Genomic DNA, 17,563 nt, shown 5'->3' with positions numbered 1-17,563 from the left:
ACCTGTTAACACACGATTTTATGTTAACAGGTTTTATTCATTATGCTTTGGCCGTTGCCTGCCCGACAACTTCGCCGGCAGCTACTACGCCGGTTTTTGTCAGAGTATACTCGGCTAATGCATCCATATTGGTAATGACGACAATCATGTCATTGTGTTTATCAGATGCTTTCAGTGCGTCCAAATCAACCTTGGCAACAACTGTTTCAGCGCTGATGGTGTCCCCTTCGCTGACTAAAATGTTGAACGGCGCCCCGTTCAGCTCCACTGTATCCACACCCATGTGCAGCAGCACTTCCAGTCCGTTGTCCATTTTCAGTCCCAGCGCATGTTTCGTCGGAAAAATACTCAATACTTTCCCGGATACAGGCGCGTGAATGTCGCCGGATGTCGGAATGACGGCAAAACCATCTCCCATCATTTTTTGAGAAAATACCGGGTCGCTGACTTTGTCAATCGGTATAATCTCACCCGTTGCGACTGCATACAGATTATTATTGAAAACTTTCGCTTCTTTTTTCTTTTTCAAAAAACCAAACATTGCACTCTCTCCCAACCTTAGTTTCTATACATGTCTATAATACTACCACAAAAAAAGGAAAAGGGGGATATACAAATTATATTATAAGAATTTAATATTTTGTTGGAAAAACTGACTTTTCATGTATACTAGTCATATCCGATTATTTCTATCAAACAAAGGAAAGGATTGAACAATGGATATTATCAATATATTAAAAGTTATCTTTTTAGGCATTGTAGAAGGAATCACGGAATGGCTGCCGATCAGCAGTACGGGCCACTTGATTTTAGTCGATGAATTCATTCAGCTGAGCGCCAGTGATGCGTTTAAAGAAATGTTCAACGTTGTCATCCAGCTGGGTGCCATCATGGCTGTTGTTGTCATTTATTTCCGTAAATTAAATCCCTTTGCGCTCTCCAAGACGGCGCTTGAGAAAAACGAAACCTGGTCGCTCTGGTTCAAAGTCGTGGTTGCCTGTATTCCGGCGATTGTGATTGGCCTGCCGTTCGACGACTTTCTGGAAGAACATTTTCATAAGTTCATCCCCGTTGCGATTATGCTGATTTTGTTCGGTGTTCTCTTTATCATTGTTGAAAACCACAACAAAGGCAAAACACCGAAAATCAGCACCTTAAATGAGTTGACCTATCAAACGGCGTTGATTATCGGGCTGTTCCAAGTCTTGTCTTTGATGCCGGGGACGTCACGCTCCGGCGCAACCATCATCGGTGCGATTATAATCGGCTGTTCCCGCTTTGTCGCAGCTGAATTTACATTTTTCCTTGGCATCCCTGTGATGTTCGGTGCCAGCGGATTGAAAGTATTCAAATTTATCAGAGACGGCAATTCTTTTGGGCAGACTGAAATCGTGCTGCTGCTGATTGGCTGTCTAGTTGCATTCTTCGTATCAATCGTAGTCATTAAATTCCTGATGTCTTACATCAAATCCCATGACTTCAAAGTATTCGGCTGGTACCGAATCATTTTGGGAGCCATTTTAATCGGCTATTGGGTAATCACAAATTAAGAGCATAACTGCTCTTTTTTTTTTGCCCGCGGCCTTCTTAATTAGAATAATTATCATTGATAACAACTATCATTATCGTTTAGATTATAATTATTCTAATCTGTAACATTTTATGCTATAATGCATTATGAGGAGGTTGGGAACTATGATGACATTTATTAAACAACAAAAAGTAATGTTAGCAGCAATCACTTGTGGTGTTATGATGGTGGGCGGGCTGATTCTAGAGAAAAGCGGCTTTGCGTATTATCCTGCGATCTATATCATCGGTATGATTATCGGCGGCTATCAACAAACAAAAGAAGGAATTATCGATACCATTGAGAATAAGCATTTGAATGTGGACCTGCTGATGGCGCTGGCAGCAATCGGGGCTTGTACGATTCAATACTACTTTGAAGGAATCATGCTGACGTTTATTTTCTCAACCAGCGGTGCCCTGGAAGAGTACACTACGAGTAAAAGTAAAAAAGAAATCGAGAGCTTGATGGAAATCCAGCCGGAAACAGCACAACTGATGCTTGACAACGGTCAAACAAAAGAAGTGCCGGTGGAATCATTAAAAATCGGCGACAAACTGCTGGTTCCTAAAGGCGCGAACGTGCCGATTGACGGCACACTGCTGGACCAATACGCCACTTTAAATGAAGCGGCGATTACCGGCGAGTCATTGCCAGTCGAAAAAACAACGGCTGACAATCTGTTTGCCAGTACCAATAATCTTGGCAACTCCTTTACAATGACCGTTACAAAAGAAGCAAAGGACACCCTTTTCAGTAAGATTATCCGTCTGGTCAATGAAGCACAGAACACGCCGTCAAAAACGGCCAGCTTCCTGAAAGATTTTGAAAACAAGTATGTGAAAGTGGTGCTTGTTGCTGTACCGCTGATGATTTTCATTCCTTACTTCTTTTTGAACTGGACGTGGAACGAAAGCTTTTACCGCGGCATGGTCCTTTTAGTGGTGGCCTCGCCGTGTGCGCTGGTCGCTTCGGCAACGCCGGCAACACTGGCAGCTATTTCAAACGGGGCGCGCAATCAGGTGCTGTTTAAAGGCGGCATTTTTCTTGAGGCGCTGGCAGATTTAAAAGCGGTCAACTTTGATAAAACCGGCACACTGACAGAAGGAAAACCGGTCGTCACAGACGATGTGTTCGTTCCCGGTTTCGATGACGCACACACTCAAAATATTGTGACAGCCATCGAAGGAACAAGCACACACCCGCTAGCTCAGGCACTAGTGGCAAAATACAATTCCCACGGCATGAAACGCCCTGAGCAACTGATAGTCGAAGAAATCTCAGGTTTTGGGATGCAGGGAACAGAAGGCGAGACCATCTGGAAAATCGGTAAAGAATCTTTTGTCACGAATAAGCCGCTCAGCGAAAAAATTGCTGAGGATACCCGAAGATTTCAGGCTGAAGGCAAAACCGTTGTTTACATTTCTAAAAACGATGACATTGCCGCTTACTTTGCACTGCTCGACATGCCGAAGCAAGAAGCTGTCGACACCATTCGCTACTTTAAACAAGAAGGCATCCAGACGGTGATGCTGACCGGAGACCATGAAAAAACTGCTCTGGCCATCGCCAAGATACTCGATGTTGACGAAGTACATGCCAGCCATTTGCCGGAAGACAAGGCCGCATTCATCCTTGAACAGAAAAAGACACTGGGGACAAATGCGATGGTCGGCGACGGCATCAATGACGCACCTGCGCTTGCCAATGCCTCCATCGGTGTGGCTATGGGGCAAGGAACAGATGTTGCGATAGACGTTTCCGATGTCGTATTAATCAAAAATGACTTGCATAAACTCCAAATGAGCCACCAGCTGTCATTAAAACTGAAACGCATTATTACGCAAAACATTGTTTTCTCACTGTCGGTTATCGTCCTGCTGATTTTGTCGAACTTTTTCAAAATCATCAATTTGCCATTGGGTGTGATCGGTCACGAGGGCAGCACCATTCTGGTCATCCTCAATGGTCTGAGGATGCTGAAAAATATCCCTTTAAAGCATGAATCAGCACAGCCTACAGACAGTGAAATCGAAAAAGCCCGTCATTCATCTACCTATGCTTAACATAAACAAACAGGGAAGGTTCCTGCCTCACACGCAAGAACCTTCCCTATTTGTTTGCTTATTTAACTGTTTTTAATGACGAGGGCAGCGATCATATCCACCGTTGTTTCGCACTGGTCGATGATTTTTTCGAGCTTCTCGTAAACGTTTTTCCATTTTACAACTTCCAGCACATCTTTTTCGTTTGAAAACAAATCAAGAATCAAGCAGCCGTATAAATGGTCGCCCTGCTCTTCGATATCATTGACTTTTACAATCATCTGCCCCAGTGTTTTCGAATTTTTAAACTTGGGAAATTCTTCTACGACTACCCGCAACCCCTGAGACGCCTCATAAATATGCTGGACCATTTCCTCTGTTTTCGGACGCATAGCCGTCACGACAAAATTTTTCAGCAAAAACGGAATGGCATTGATGCCGTCCAGTACATCATCAATACAGTCGGTAATCATCGCAATGTCTTCTCGTTCGATAGGGGTAATAAAGGAGCGGTGCAACTCTGTCATGATTTCATCTACTTTTTCATCGCCCGCTTTTTCCAGCCCGCGGATCTCCTCAGCTTGTTGGCCGACGGTTTCCCAGTCATAGTTCATCACGATGGTTTTCAGTGCCAGAGCGGCTTCTTCAGTTATCACTGCCAGCTCAAGCATCGCATCAAAATAGTCGAATCCTTTTTTTCTAGCCATTACTTGTTCCTCCTAAAATATTGCTACAAACAGTTTTGCCATAAAATAGGCAATGGCGCCGCATCCCGGGAAAGTCAAGACCCAAGCGAGAATCATCTCTTTGACAATTTGCCAGTTGACACTGGAAATCCGCTTAGCTGCGCCGACCCCCATGATGGCGGTAGTTTTTGTATGTGTCGTTGAAACGGGGATACCGGCCATGGAAGCTGTCAAGAGACAGATTGCCGCACTTAAATCAGCTGAAAATCCTTGATATGTTTCAAGTTTCACCATATCCATCCCGACTGATTTGATAATGCGCATCCCGCCGACAGAGGTGCCGAAGCCCATGACTAGGGAGCACACCATCATGACCCAAATCGGGATAGTAAAATTGCCGGACGCACTGCGTTCCACAATGCCATTGTAGGACAAGCCCAGCATGAAAACACCCATAAACTTCTGACCATCCTGTGCACCGTGAAGAAAGGCATTCGCAGCAGCGCCAAATGCCTGTCCTGCAGTAAACATCTTGTTGGCTTTCCGCCGTTCCACATTTCTAAATATTATTTCAACCAGTTTGGTTACCAGGTATCCGCCCAGAAAACCAAAAACTGTCGATAAAACAAGACCAATTAACACTTTGCTCCATTCGGACATATTTACCGCATCCAGCCCGCCGAGCGTCATGGCAGAACCGGTCAGTCCGGCTATCAATGCGTGGCTCTCGCTTGTGGGAATCCCAAAATACCAGGCAGCCGTCGCCCAGACGACGATGGCAAACAACGAAGCGCAAAGAGCAACTTGCGCGGAATTGCCGGCACCTTCAAATCGGACCATATTGCTGATTGTTTCGGCGACTTGCGCGTTAAAAAGCGTCATCACCAACGCACCGAGAAAATTCATGAATACTGCCATCCAAATGGCAAATTTAGGGCGTAAAACCCTCGTTGAAATAGCTGTCGCTATGGCATTTGGCGCGTCTGTCCAACCGTTTACAAAAATGACACCGAGGACCAGTACCACCGTGATAACCAACGAAATACTCACAAAATCCCACCCTATCCTATCTTTATTACCAAACATTATCATCATAACATAAATGCACCTAAAAAAATCATCTTTTTGAAGATTCCATAAGAAATTTTTGTAATATCAGAAATAATATGATATAGTTTTGATAACTAGATTAAAGAATTAAGGAGATTATGTTTATGGCAACTGCCTCTAATCAATCAGACTGGAAAAAAACACTTTTACTGACCAGTCTGCCGCGCTGGGATGATTTGCCCGATATTGACATTTACATGGACCAGCTGGTCACTTTGGTCGAGCGCTATACGGCTACTTTGCGGGTCGATTCCGGCGACACCAAAATCATCACGCCGTCCATGGTGAATAATTACGTCAAACTAAAATTGATTCCAGCGCCGCAGAAGAAAAAGTATTGCCGGACCCAACTGGCCAGACTGATTGTTATCACTATTTTAAAACAGGTATTTGACATCCCGTCCATCAAGGCGGGGATTGAATTCCAAGTATCATTGAGCGATTCTAAAACAGCTTACAACTATTTTTGTGAGCACATTGAACAGACCATCCACTTCTTTATCGGAAGCAGAGATGAAGAAATTCAGCTGGAAGACTTGCGCAGCGACTTCACCCCTATTCAAATGGCTTGTACTACGCTGGTTGCCAAGCTGATAACAGAAAAAGAACTGCAGGCACTGCTGCAGCAAAAAACTGACGACGGAGAGAGATCATCATGAAAACACAAATTGCATTGCTGGTTGACTCGGGGATGGACGTCCCTAAATCAATACTTGAAAAAGAAGGTACTTATGTCATTCCTTTGCAGATTATCTACAAGGAGCGGACTTACACAGATAAAGTCGACATCACCTCTGCCGAGATTTATGCCCGGTTGGGAAGGGACATCCCTTCCACTTCCCTTCCGTCAGGTGAAATGATTGAAAAAATCATCAAACAAATCATTGCTGACGGATACAACGAACTGATTGTCGGCACCATTTCAAGCGGGCTAAGCGGGACGCACAATGTACTGAATATGATGTTGAAAGATTACCCGCAGCTGCGTTCTTTCGTGCTGGACACAAAAAGCATCGGTATCGGAGGCGGACTGCAGGCGGCGTATGCTAAAGAATTGATTGACAGCGGCATGCCGTTTGATGACATCGTCCCGATCCTTCAAAAACAAGTCGCACGTTCAGACGTCTTTTTCAGTATCCCAACACTGGAATACTTGAAAAAAGGCGGACGTATCGGTCTGGTCACATCAATCGTCGGGACAGCGTTTAATATCAATCCGATTATTTCTTGTAACGACGACGGCATTTACTACACGGTCAGCCGGGCCCGCGGCAGACGCAAAAGCATCGACAAGATGGTTCAAATCGTCAAAGAAACAATCGGTACCAGTACGTCTTATAATATGGCTGTCGCGTACGGCAATGACTTGGAGGAAGCAAAACAGCTGGCAGAACACGTCCGCAGCACGTTTCCGAATATCAATCAGTTTTTCTTCGATGAAGTCAGTCCTGCCTTAGGCGTTCATACCGGCCCGGGGGTTTTGGGCATCGCTGTGTCGTTATTAAAAGATTAAGCACAGGGGTAATTTTTAATTGCAAAGCACTGCTCATTTCTGTATAATGAGACTGTTGAATTATATTTGATTACTCAAGTATAATATCTTAGGTCGGAGGTGAAAGAGATGCCAAATATTGAATCGGCAATCAAGCGTGTCCGCACAAATGAAAAGTCACGCCTTGAAAACTCCCAGCAAGTCAGCAAAATGCGTACTGCTGTGAAAAAATATGAAAAAGCTGTTGAAGCAAAAGCTGATAATGTGGAGGAACTGTTCCGTTCCGCCATTAAAGGAATCGATGTTGTATCTGCAAAAGGTTTGATCCATCAAAACAAAGCGAACCGTGAAAAATCACGCCTCGCAAAAAAATTGGCAAACTAATAAAAACTTGATGAACAGAAGTAATACTACTTCATTCATCAAGTTTTTTTATTTGGTTTACAGCTGGTGGTCTTTCAATAGAAACAACTCAAAGACCAGCTGCTTGTCCATCTGACCCGTTTTAATACGGTAGTCATTCTCAACGAGTTCGTCGTAGATGCTCCCCAGCAGCGCCAAGTCCAGTCCTCTGACTTGCTGCATTGCTAGTTTGACACGATAAGGATGGATTTTCAGGACATCCACAATATGGCTCTGATTATAACTCATGGACATCAGCGTTTTAACTTGAGTCAGCAAGCGGAATTGACTAATCAGGATAGCGTTTAATTTGATTGGTTCTTCGCCGAGCAGCAGTAAATCCTGATAGAGCCGCATGGCCGCCTCTTTGTCCTGCTTCATGACATTGCTGACTAAATCAAACACGTTATGTTCCAGTGTTTTCGGTATCAAACCATCCACGACATCCTTGGTGATTTTCCCGTTTTGACCGACGTACAAAAACAATTTTGCCAGTTCATTCATCATCCGCGAAAGATCCATGTCCGATAAATAGACAAATTGTTCAAAGGCTTCGGGGGTGATGCTGAAGCCTTGATTTTCGATGTACTGTCTGACGTATTGTCGGATATCTTTTTCCTTTTTCATGTTGACGTCGACCAGCACTGCCTGTTTTTTTAACTGTTTGACCAGTTTTTTCCGCTCATCCAGTTTTTCATAGGGTGCCGTGATGACTAACGTTGTTTCAGGGGAAGGCTGCTGGATATATTCAAGAAGAGCGTCCAAGTTATGTACCGGTTCGGGTTTTGCTTTTTCGCCGGTCAAAAATGACGGATTTTCCATAAAAACGACTTTGGATTCTCCGAAAAACGGCAGTGTCTCAGCCTCCAATACCGCTTCGCTGACAGGGACTTCCGTCATGTCAAACGATATCACGTTGAACTCCCGGTCGTCTTCATTCAGCTGCTGCGCCACTAGTGTTTCTTTAAATGTATCGATTAAAAACTGTTCGGTACCAAGCAGTACGTAAACAGACGCTGTCTGTCCTTCTCTGATTTTCGCCAGTTCATTTTGTAGTGACATATGTTTTTTCATCCATTCTATTCATCTCTGATACTATCCTAACACGCACAGCTGTTCTTTGCCAAATTATTCCGCAGCTGTTTTTGGCGGAGACAAACCGGGAAGACCTGCCAGCCAAGTGTAATACACCATGCCGTGTTCATCTGTCCGGTAGATGCTGCTGCCGACTGCGTGCAACTCTGCCAGCACCCGTTGAGTCGGATGACCGTGCCTGTTTTGGTAGCCCGCCGAAATGATGCCCTCACGCGGCCGGATGTGTGCGAGAAATGCCGGGGAAGAAGACGTGTCGCTGCCGTGATGCGCTACTTTGAGCACATCGGCGGTTAATCCGGGGTAATCAGTTATCAGTTGTGCTTCCACTTCTTTTTCAATATCCCCTGTCAGTAAAAAAGTCGTGTCTTTGAAAGCGCCGTAAAGAACCAGCGAACCGTTGTTGTCCCCGCTGCCGTTGTCTTGCGGCGAAAGGACTTTGAACGGAAAGCGCCCGAAATAAAGCGTTGCTCCGGCTTTTAACTGCTGAAAATCTGTCGTCTGCGGGAATGAAAACAACGTCCGTGCCAGCACATCATCATGGGCTGCGCCTTGCGGAAAGGCGAGCGTCTTGATTTGAAAGGACTCGGCAACCCGCTGCAAATCACCCGAGTGGTCGGCATCAGCATGCGTGATAAAGACAGTCTCAAGACGCGAAACGCCTCTGCTTTTTAAAAAAGGTATCAGCGTGTAATCAGCATTAGACGTCTCCCTCTTGCTGTGCCGCCACGCTTCCTGTTCAAAGTTTAATCTGCCGCCGGTATCAATGAGGTAGTTGCCTTGATGGAAGGGCAGCTGGATAAAAATCGCGTCGCCTTGGCCAACATCCACAAATGCAATCATTCCTTGCGGCGAGAGATATTTCCAATTGCCGGCTGCAAGCAGACCTGCACACAAACCGGCTATCAAAACAGGCCGCCTGCTTTTGCGCTGACACTCACGCAAAAGACACACAATCAAGAAAATCATCACCAGCGTCAGAAAAAGCGGCGCCCGGCCGACAACGAACTTTGAAGGAAGTATATGAGTCAAGTACGTAATTGCCGACTGCAATGCTTGTAACGATGCTTCCAAAACATTTACCGGCATACTTCCGCCTATCCCCTGCCAAACCCAAGATACAATGAATGCGCCTAACAAGAGAGGGAACAAGACATACAGCACCAGCGGCGCCAACAACACGCCAAAGAGCAGGCTGAAAACTTGCCAGTCATGAAAATAATGCCAGACAAACGGCAGCGAGCAGCCTGTCATCACTGCAGAAAAAGCAAACTGTCTGAGGAGCGGCCGTTTTATGTGGGCCAGACTATCTCTGGACATCATCAAGCAGAATGTCATAAAGTACGAGAGCTGTCCGCCTGCTGTCAGCAGCAAGTCGGGATACCACAGGGAATGTCCCGCCAGTGTGAGGGCAAAACAGTCAAGGGACGACAGCTGCCACTGATAGCGGCGATTGGCACGAAGCAGGGCTGTCTGGATGCCTGCACGCACCAAGCCGCTGCCGGCACCGCCCATTACCATAAAACAGCAGATTGCACATAATTCGAGCCAAAATACTGTTTCCTTTGTGATACCGCTGCGTAAAAACAAATAACTGAACAACCTGAGAAACACAAACAAGTGCATGCCGGACAAGCTGAACAGATGGACAATCCCCAGCAACTCCCATTGTTCACTCATGTCTTTGAAGTCATCGTCTTTCAATCCGAACAGCAGGCAGTTTAAATAGGCCGAGGTATATTCGGGAAAATGCCTGTCAACGGCTAACTGGCAGATGCGGCGGAGCCGATAGCTGTGTGCCAATACATGAAACGGCGGCACATTTCTTTTCACGGCGCTGTCAATCCGGTTGATCCGGAAAATCGTTTGAATGCCTTTGGCAGACAAATACTCGCGGTGATTAAAGCCGCTGAGATTGCGCCTGCCTCTCGGACGGTCGTAGTTTCCAGCTGCTGTCACTGTCAGCCAATCGCGGCATGCGGCCCACTTTTCCTTTTCCTGCTTATTTTGAAAAGTATAATACCCCATGAGTGGCGTGCCGCTGTTAAGCTCCTGCATTATAAATTGAACCCTGTCGCCTGTTACGGCAATCGAGTCGGGACGCACATGGGCAGTGATCATTGCTGAGCGGTTTGCCGGGAATTCCTGCTCTTTAGGGTCATCTGCCAACCCGTGAACTGCCAGAACAAGACAAGCAAAAAGCCCGCCAAACAAAGCCGAAAGAATCAGTTCTTTCCGCCTCGTTGAGCAGACTTTCAACACCACTATAATTAACAACAGCCATGACAGCCAATGCGGCCGGGAAAATACCGCACAAACGGCTGCGATTGTCCCCATCGGGAAAATCAGGTATCCTTTGAGCGAAAAATCAGTCGAGAATCTCATCGTCATCGCCAAACTGAAGTTCGGCGAAATATTTTTTTGAAAGTTTGACCTGTTCGACACTCGCGCCAACCCGTTCAATCAGCTGGCTGGCGTAATCATTATTCCGGTAATCTTTCAGGTAGTATATCTTTTTGATACCGGCCTGTAAAATCATCTTGGTACACTGCAGGCAAGGGAAATGGGTCACATAAATTTCCGCTCCCACTGTTTCCACGCCGAATTTTGCGCACTGCAGAATGGCGTTCATTTCCGCATGAATCGTCCGCACACAATGTCCGTCGACCAAGTAGCAGCCTTCGTCGCAGCAGTGCACATCGCCGCTGACCGAGCCGTTATACCCGCCTGCTATGATGCGTTTGTCCCGCACAATCGTTGCTCCCACTGCCAAACGCGTACAAGTACTGCGCATCGCCAGCAGAATACTTTGCCCCATGAAATACTGGTCCCAAGGAATCCGTTCAAAACTCACATTATCAACTCACTTTCTCTTGACAGCACTACCTATATTGTAATCAAATCTTTCAAACTTTCAAATGTTTTTTCCCCGATGCCTGAAACATCCATCAATTCTTCGATATTCTTAAAAGAACCGTGCTGTTCCCGATACTGAATGATTTTTTCCGCTTTCTTTTCCCCGATACCGTTCAACTGCTGCAGTGCGGCACTGTCTGCTGTATTGATATTCACTTTTCCTTGATTTTCTGCCTGACTGGTCGGCGTTGTTCCCTGCATTGCCGCCTGCAATGTAGCAGACGTCAGCTGCTCGCCTTTTTCCGGTACATAAATAACCATCTGATCGCTGACCAGCTGCGAATAATTGACCTGTGACGTGTCGGCGTTTTCCAAAAAACCGCCCGCCCTCTCCACCATGTCTATCAGCCGCATATTCTCCGAGATGGCATACATGCCCGGCTGCTTGACTGCACCTTTGATGTCGGCATATCCTTGAGGTTGACTGCTGGCTGTTGCTTCTGCCGGCTGTTCTGATGAACTGAACAACGTCTCAAACTCTTGGCTTGTGCCATCTTTCTCACGGACAGCAAGTCGCCGTGCGAGCAGGACCACACAAACCAGCAGGACAACGGTCGTAATTACCAAGCCGACTTGAAACCATTTTTGATAACGTTGGAAAATTGTGTGCATTTTGCATGCCCTCCTCTATAATAAAGTTACGAAACTAAAAAAGATTTTGATGAACTGTCAGCTTTTTTATGTTTGTGACGTATATATAGATAGAAGGGATTGATGTGCGGTGAATGAAGTTGATAAACAAATCATTGATTTGATGACACAAAAAGATTTTAGCGGACTCGAATTATTGATTGAGACTTACGGCTATCATATTGTCCAGTCTATCCGGCGGATTTTGACTAAGCCAAATGAAGCAAGCGAAATCACCGCTGTCGAGAATGATGTTTTTTACAAAATATGGAAAAACAGCCACTTGTTTGATGACCGCAAAAGTTCGCTCAAAACGTGGGTGTGCACCATTGCCAAACGCGAAGCACTTGATTACAAGCGGCAAATGGTCAGGCGTCGGGATGTGGTACCGTTTGAGGAAATTGAAGACAGCAGTTTTATTGAAGAACAGTGGCTTGCCAAAGATGAATTTTTACAGTTGATTGATGTGCTGAATCTTGAAGACCAGCTGATTTTTTTGAAGTACTTTTTCTATCAGGAAAAAGGTGTCGACATCGCAAAGGATTTACAACTCAGTACTGATACCATTTATTCGCGGTTGAACAGGGGCAAGAAAAAAATCAGGGAAGCATGGCAAAAGCAGCAAGAAAAGGGGATTGGCAATCATGCTGAATAGACATAATTTATTTAAATCGTTCACCAGATTCATCGCTGGAAAAGAGACCGCAAACGACCTCTCCCACCTGCAGAAAAAAGAACTTTTCCAGCAGACACAACAATACATTATTGTGCGGGAGGTGCTTGACGACTTGGCCGATCAGCTTGAACAGGGGGAAACAATCGCAGCCTATTTCCCTATCACAAATGAGGAGAACAGCTCATTCACCGGCACAGGGCTGATGGGAATGATGTACGTCAAAACGGACAAAGGCAAAGCTTACCGTGACCAATTCAATGATTTGCGCGGAAACCGTCTGTTGGTTTTAACGGACAGACGAATGATTTTTCTCGTCATCCTTGAATTTATCGAAAACCGTTTGTACTATAGCTATCCGTATGACAGCCTGCCGGGCATTCAGCTGGAAAAACAGCGGGCCGGTTTCTTTAATTGGCAGTCTGTCAGGCAAGCAGCCAGCAGACAAACCGAATGGTACGTGCTTGATTTCCAGTCGGACAATCACATTTTCCATGAAATACTGACTGTTAAAGAAGGCGCACTGTTTCTGGAAACCGCCCGCAGCATCCCGGCACTCCGGGACATCGTCATCAACAACGAGGTCCACCGGACGAATCGCTTCGATTATGTCTTCAGCAATCTGAAACTGGCCAAACAATTACTCCAGTTTGCAAGTTGGGGACTGGTCGCCTTATTCCTTTTCATCGTCGTGATGTTTATACTGAGGCTGTTTTTCGGCATCGGGATGTTCGACTATCTGCAGCAGCTCATCTGACTGTGCTTAGAGCAGCTGCAGGGCAAAAAAGACTGGGATACGCTAATGGTATCTCAGTCTTTTTTTGTTCGGCCGTTTTCAGTTGGCTTAAATAATCCAGCGCCTCAGTCACTGTATTCACCGGAACCACTGTGATTGCCAGCTGGTTGTCGCGGGCTGACTGCTGTGCCTCCTGATAGTTCGTCAGATTAGTTTCGGGGTCTTTGGTGTCATCCGGGGCGAAAAAGACCGTGGCACCTGCCCGGTCAGCCGCAATGACTTTTTTGTCTGCACCGCCGATTCTACCCACCGACCCGTCAGCTGCAATTGTCCCGGTGCCGGCAATGGTTTGTCCGTTGCGCAAGTCCTGCCCCGTCAGCAAGCTGTATAGTTCCAGTGTGAACATCAGCCCTGCCGAGGGCCCGCCGATGTCCTCTGTATCAAATTGAACCTCGGCATCCATAGCTATCTCAGTGTGGTCAGTCAGTCCGATACCGATGCCCGGCTTGCCTGTTTCACGCATTTTTATCAGCATTTCTTTGGCATCTTGACGTCTGCCGTCCCGCTCAAACGATACAGTGACTTTATCTCCGACATGTTTGGACTGGACATAATTGATAAACTCTTCAGATGTTTGAAATGGTTTGCCGTCGATGGCATAAATCGTATCCCCGATTGCCAAGTCTTCCTTAAAATTTGATTCGTCGTCAATACTCAGGACATATACGCCCCGGTAGTCAATACGGTATGGTTTGTCCGCCAAATCCAAGGCAACTTTGATTGCTGTGTTTTGCGAGGACGTCATGTAATACTGCTGAATCCGGTCGTATGCTTCACTGTTGTTGTCGCCCATCAGCTCTTCGCGGCTGACCAGCGTGCTGCCCGGTTCAAAAAAAGACTGCACCAGCCGCGGCCAGGTCACCCGTCTGACGGCTACCGTGGTCATCATGAAGGCTCCGTCATGGTTGTCTTGTTTGCCGTCCACTGTGACAAAATGCTTCAAATTTTCGGCGGTGCCCGGTACCTCCACAAAATACGGCAAAGGTACCCATGCACTCAATCCCAATATAATAATCAAGCCGATTGCCAGCCGTTTTAATATGGCTCTTGTTTGTGTTTGCTTCATCCTGTACGCCGCCTACCTGTTAAATTTTTCAGCAAGTGCCTGCGCTACGCCTTCCGGCACAAACAGCGAGACATCCCCCTGAAATTTCGCAATTTCTTTAATCATCGTAGAGCTGATACTGCTGTACTCGTCATCAGCAAGCAGCAAGATGGTTTCAATATCCTCTGCCATTTTCCGGTTCATGAACGCAATATTTTTTTCGTATTCGTAATCCATGCTGTTGCGGATGCCGCGAATCAGAAAAGAAGCACCGATGGTATGCGCCATGTCGACCGTCAGTCCTTCCGGATGTGATACGACGCTGACATTGCTCAGATGGGCGACAGCCTCTTCCGTCAATCGAATTTTCTCTTCCGGTGTAAAGAGCGACTGTTTGCTGGTATTGGTGGAAATACCGACGACCACCTCATCAAACAGCTGTGACGCTCTTGTCACGGTATTCAGATGCCCGTTCGTAAACGGGTCAAAACTGCCTGGAAATAATGCTTTTCTTTTTCCCATGTTGCTACTCTCCTTGATCATAAATCACAATTTCGGTGATGCCGTAGCGCTGCCTTTTTTTCAAACGTAACCCCGGCAGCTCATCCGGCAGTGCGACCACTTTATCCGTTTCGCACACAATCAGCGCCCCGTCAGTCAAGAGCTGATGGGTCTGCATAAATTGAATTTGCGGAACGATTGTTTGTTTGGCATAAGGCGGGTCCAGAAACACCAGATCGAACTGCTGCCTTTTCGCTGCCAGTTTTTGCAGCGCCTGATCGGCATGGCATTTCATGATATGAAACTTGCCGCTTTCTTTCGTCAGCGTAATATTTTCGCGGATAACGTTGACCGCCGGATAATGATTGTCGACACAAAAAGCCGTCTCACAGCCCCGCGACACCGCTTCGATTGCCAAATTCCCGCTGCCGCTGTACAAATCCAAAACGGTGCCGCCGTCGAAGTACGGACCAATCATATTAAATAAAGCCCCTTTGATTTTATCAGATGTGGGGCGCGTCTGCTCTCCTTTTAAAGAAACCAGCTTTCTTCCCTTATATTTACCTGCTATCACACGCATCGCTTCTGCTCCTGTCACTAAACTTAACCATTATTATAACAATCTTTGCACAAATAAAAAAGCGTGAAGTGTTCTTCACGCTAGTCATCTGCCGTATCAGCGAGTTGGATACGCGTATTGAGCTCTTCAACCTCAAACCCGTCATCTTCCTCCAGCTTGGTCCGGACTCTGTTCCCCAGACGGTTGTCAAAGTTCATGTTAATATCCGGGCGAAAAGACGTTTCCACGCGCCTCACAAAGAATAATTTGTTCAGGCGGCTGGTCGTCCGTTCGACATCCTCTTCATTCACATAAAGAATGACATATTTCATTTTTCTGGAGACATGATGAATGAATCCGAATTTCCGTAAGTTCCGCAACTGCTTCAAACTGTATACCCAAACAACCAGTCCGCGCCTTTTCTGCACAACCAGTTCATTTGGTAATTTCTGTTCATTGGTCAACATGGCAGCTACCTCCACACCCCCTGCTCGCAAATTCAAAAAATGGATTACCTGCATCCACTTTAATTGTATCAGAAATACTATTGCTGATGTCCACACACATATTGTCAAGCAGCTCCTGGAGAGCCGTTTCGCTCATCCTGAACGCCGCCACTGTATCATCCAAATCCAATGCCCGTTTCTTTTGACGCAGCTCCCGTCTTTTTTGAGTAAAATCGGGCGCATACGTACCGAAACGTTCGATTCTCTCAAACGATTCTTTGGCTTTAACAAACGCGTTTATTTTTTCAGCCGCAGCCCGGCTGGCCGCCAGTGCCTGATATTTTTCAAGATAGTCGTTCGCCAATGAACTGGTTAATAGTTCATCTGCCAACTGTTCAACGCTGTCTTCTAATGCCATTACTTCATCTGTATATATCATGAGCTGCTGTCACTGCTTTCTGTTTTTTCTGAGCTTTGGACCTGTGTATCCGTGTCAAACAAGATAAACATGACATTTCGGTCAAAAGCAACCCCCATACGTGTGTCAGACTTGTGGGACAGCTCTGTTGCAGTGAGGTGGTTGCTTAGCCAGTCCATCAGCAGAAACGGCACATCAAACGCCGGAGCGTAGCCTATGCCATGGACTGTTTGGCTGTCAATCCGGCTGCTTTGAATCATCCTGTCGGTTTCATCACTCGCTAAGGCAAAAGGTGTTTCAAACGAAACCGCCGTCTCCTGCGACTGCCACATTGTCCGCCGGGCCTTGTCCTGTAAAATCTCGTCCGGTGTTTCGATAAGCGTCTTCAGTGCTGCTTCAGCTTTGTTGGTCAGGTCATTATCCAGCTGGTACGTTCCCAGTTCCCCTGTTTCGCGCAACATATTCAGAAGCATCACCATTTGTGCCGCACTGTCCCGGTTCACTGTTTCCCAACGGTCATCCGCAACTGGCGGATGCGGCAAAGGATTGGCCGATACGAGCTGGTAAGGCATCAGCTCCAGCAGCTGCTGCTTGTCAAGATAACGAATCCCGATAATCCGGCCATTGTCCCTGTCCAGATGAAGAATGGCAAACGCCCCGTTGTTGAATGCCACTAACGGACGGTAATTCATGTCTTCCTCAGACAATTCCACATCGTATGTCTCGTCATTGTAGTCAAACGAAAAATTGGAAAAAATCGTGGTGATTTCAGAGATGTCCGTTAACGTCATGTCTTTGCTGAAAGGCGCCGTATCATTCTCACTGCCAAGTGAAAAGATGGTGACTACCTTTTGGTCCCTGACGCCGATTTGGATATAATTGTCCGGATTATCCCCATAAACCAGCCATTCAAACCCGAGGGGCGACTGCCAGATATTCCGGACATTCTGAAAATCCTCCATCAGCTCGTCTTTCGATTTGCCGATGTAGCCTGCCAGGCCGCTCGTATTCAGTTCATAATAGGGAAGCGATTTATGGACAGATGGGGAGAGACGACTATCAGCCGGTTCTTTTGGTGCTTCCACTTGGTTTCTTAAAAAAAGAACCGGCTCCATATATACAGCGATTAACGCGATTAAAAAAGCTAGTATAAAATGTAATAGTCGTTTCACCGTCTCAGCA

20 protein-coding genes are annotated in these 17,563 nt (G+C 46.3%); 7 read left to right on the top strand and 13 right to left on the bottom strand.

Annotation, left to right across the window (positions count from 1 at the left end; translation table 11 throughout):
* Positions 1–40 precede the first annotated feature (40 nt).
* Positions 41–541: a PTS sugar transporter subunit IIA gene (locus tag CBF27_RS02340; RefSeq protein ID WP_126812023.1), complete on the bottom strand. Its 501-nt coding sequence runs from the start codon at positions 539–541 to the stop codon at positions 41–43.
* A 175-nt stretch (positions 542–716) separates the two neighbouring features.
* Here CBF27_RS02340 and CBF27_RS02335 point away from each other — a divergent pair, with 175 nt between their 5' ends.
* Together CBF27_RS02335 and CBF27_RS02330 are read left to right on the top strand one after the other, a co-directional pair.
* The gene (locus CBF27_RS02335) at positions 717–1,550 is read left to right on the top strand and encodes an undecaprenyl-diphosphate phosphatase (protein WP_126812021.1); all 834 of its coding nucleotides are present in this window, start codon (positions 717–719) and stop codon (positions 1,548–1,550) included.
* Between the two features lie 148 nt (positions 1,551–1,698).
* Entirely contained in the window at positions 1,699–3,636 is a 1,938-nt protein-coding gene (locus tag CBF27_RS02330; protein WP_126812463.1) for a heavy metal translocating P-type ATPase, read from the top strand.
* A 62-nt stretch (positions 3,637–3,698) separates the two neighbouring features.
* On the opposite strand, the gene CBF27_RS02325 is transcribed toward CBF27_RS02330, so the two are convergent.
* On the bottom strand, positions 3,699–4,322 hold the full coding sequence (locus CBF27_RS02325) for a DUF47 domain-containing protein (RefSeq protein WP_126812019.1): 624 nt from the start codon (positions 4,320–4,322) through the stop codon (positions 3,699–3,701).
* A gap of 12 nt (positions 4,323–4,334) precedes the next feature.
* Positions 4,335–5,387 carry an inorganic phosphate transporter gene (locus tag CBF27_RS02320; protein WP_126812461.1) on the bottom strand — a complete coding sequence of 351 codons (1,053 nt, stop codon included), beginning with the start codon at positions 5,385–5,387 and terminating at the stop codon, positions 4,335–4,337.
* 128 nt (positions 5,388–5,515) lie between these two features.
* On the opposite strand from CBF27_RS02320, the gene CBF27_RS02315 reads away from it, so the two are divergent.
* The 3 genes from CBF27_RS02315 (at position 5,516) to rpsT (ending at position 7,287) form a co-directional block, all read left to right on the top strand.
* The gene (locus CBF27_RS02315) at positions 5,516–6,070 is read left to right on the top strand and encodes a DUF1836 domain-containing protein (RefSeq protein ID WP_170174979.1); all 555 of its coding nucleotides are present in this window, start codon (positions 5,516–5,518) and stop codon (positions 6,068–6,070) included.
* The gene (locus CBF27_RS02310; RefSeq protein ID WP_126812015.1) at positions 6,064–6,924 is read left to right on the top strand and encodes a DegV family protein; all 861 of its coding nucleotides are present in this window, start codon (positions 6,064–6,066) and stop codon (positions 6,922–6,924) included. Before CBF27_RS02315 ends, CBF27_RS02310 begins: the two co-directional genes overlap by 7 nt.
* A 108-nt stretch (positions 6,925–7,032) precedes the next feature.
* Complete coding sequence (gene rpsT / locus CBF27_RS02305) at positions 7,033–7,287, top strand: 30S ribosomal protein S20 (protein ID WP_126812013.1); 255 nt, start codon at positions 7,033–7,035, stop codon at positions 7,285–7,287.
* Positions 7,288–7,344: 57 nt separating this feature from the next.
* Here rpsT and holA read toward each other — a convergent pair whose 3' ends face one another.
* From holA to CBF27_RS02285, 4 genes are all read right to left on the bottom strand, one after another.
* Positions 7,345–8,367, bottom strand: a complete 1,023-nt coding sequence (holA, locus tag CBF27_RS02300) for a DNA polymerase III subunit delta (protein WP_126812011.1) — start codon at positions 8,365–8,367, stop codon at positions 7,345–7,347.
* Between the two features lie 66 nt (positions 8,368–8,433).
* A complete protein-coding gene (locus CBF27_RS02295) occupies positions 8,434–10,782 on the bottom strand; it encodes a DNA internalization-related competence protein ComEC/Rec2 (RefSeq protein WP_170174978.1) in 2,349 nt (782 codons plus the stop codon).
* On the bottom strand, positions 10,766–11,251 hold the full coding sequence (locus CBF27_RS02290) for a ComE operon protein 2 (protein WP_126812007.1): 486 nt from the start codon (positions 11,249–11,251) through the stop codon (positions 10,766–10,768). The genes CBF27_RS02295 and CBF27_RS02290 overlap by 17 nt, the downstream gene beginning before the upstream one ends.
* A gap of 32 nt (positions 11,252–11,283) precedes the next feature.
* Positions 11,284–11,925 (bottom strand): helix-hairpin-helix domain-containing protein, encoded by a 642-nt coding sequence (locus tag CBF27_RS02285; protein WP_126812005.1) that lies wholly within the window; start codon positions 11,923–11,925, stop codon positions 11,284–11,286.
* Positions 11,926–12,034: 109 nt separating this feature from the next.
* Between CBF27_RS02285 and CBF27_RS02280 the strand changes: the two genes are divergently transcribed.
* A complete protein-coding gene (locus CBF27_RS02280; RefSeq protein WP_126812003.1) occupies positions 12,035–12,598 on the top strand; it encodes a sigma-70 family RNA polymerase sigma factor in 564 nt (187 codons plus the stop codon).
* Complete coding sequence (locus CBF27_RS02275; protein ID WP_126812001.1) at positions 12,588–13,373, top strand: hypothetical protein; 786 nt, start codon at positions 12,588–12,590, stop codon at positions 13,371–13,373. Before CBF27_RS02280 ends, CBF27_RS02275 begins: the two co-directional genes overlap by 11 nt.
* On the opposite strand, the gene CBF27_RS02270 is transcribed toward CBF27_RS02275, so the two are convergent.
* From CBF27_RS02270 to CBF27_RS02245, 6 genes are all read right to left on the bottom strand, one after another.
* The gene (locus CBF27_RS02270; protein ID WP_126811999.1) at positions 13,366–14,478 is read right to left on the bottom strand and encodes a SepM family pheromone-processing serine protease; all 1,113 of its coding nucleotides are present in this window, start codon (positions 14,476–14,478) and stop codon (positions 13,366–13,368) included. The two genes, CBF27_RS02275 and CBF27_RS02270, sit on opposite strands and share 8 nt — an antisense overlap.
* A 12-nt stretch (positions 14,479–14,490) precedes the next feature.
* A complete protein-coding gene (gene coaD / locus CBF27_RS02265; RefSeq protein WP_126811997.1) occupies positions 14,491–14,979 on the bottom strand; it encodes a pantetheine-phosphate adenylyltransferase in 489 nt (162 codons plus the stop codon).
* A 4-nt stretch (positions 14,980–14,983) separates the two neighbouring features.
* Positions 14,984–15,538 carry a 16S rRNA (guanine(966)-N(2))-methyltransferase RsmD gene (rsmD, locus tag CBF27_RS02260; protein ID WP_126811996.1) on the bottom strand — a complete coding sequence of 185 codons (555 nt, stop codon included), beginning with the start codon at positions 15,536–15,538 and terminating at the stop codon, positions 14,984–14,986.
* 80 nt (positions 15,539–15,618) lie between these two features.
* Positions 15,619–15,984, bottom strand: coding sequence for a YlbG family protein (locus CBF27_RS02255; protein WP_126811994.1), 366 nt, complete (start codon positions 15,982–15,984; stop codon positions 15,619–15,621).
* Positions 15,971–16,402 carry a YlbF/YmcA family competence regulator gene (locus CBF27_RS02250; RefSeq protein ID WP_126811992.1) on the bottom strand — a complete coding sequence of 144 codons (432 nt, stop codon included), beginning with the start codon at positions 16,400–16,402 and terminating at the stop codon, positions 15,971–15,973. The genes CBF27_RS02255 and CBF27_RS02250 overlap by 14 nt, the downstream gene beginning before the upstream one ends.
* The gene (locus CBF27_RS02245) at positions 16,399–17,553 is read right to left on the bottom strand and encodes a CAP-associated domain-containing protein (protein WP_126811991.1); all 1,155 of its coding nucleotides are present in this window, start codon (positions 17,551–17,553) and stop codon (positions 16,399–16,401) included. The genes CBF27_RS02250 and CBF27_RS02245 overlap by 4 nt, the downstream gene beginning before the upstream one ends.
* Positions 17,554–17,563: the final 10 nt, after the last annotated feature.

This window comes from Vagococcus acidifermentans (assembly GCF_003987655.1).
Lineage (GTDB): Bacteria > Bacillota > Bacilli > Lactobacillales > Vagococcaceae > Vagococcus_B > Vagococcus_B acidifermentans.
Note: the sequence above shows the minus strand (reverse complement) of the source record. Positions and strands in the feature narration are given on the sequence as shown.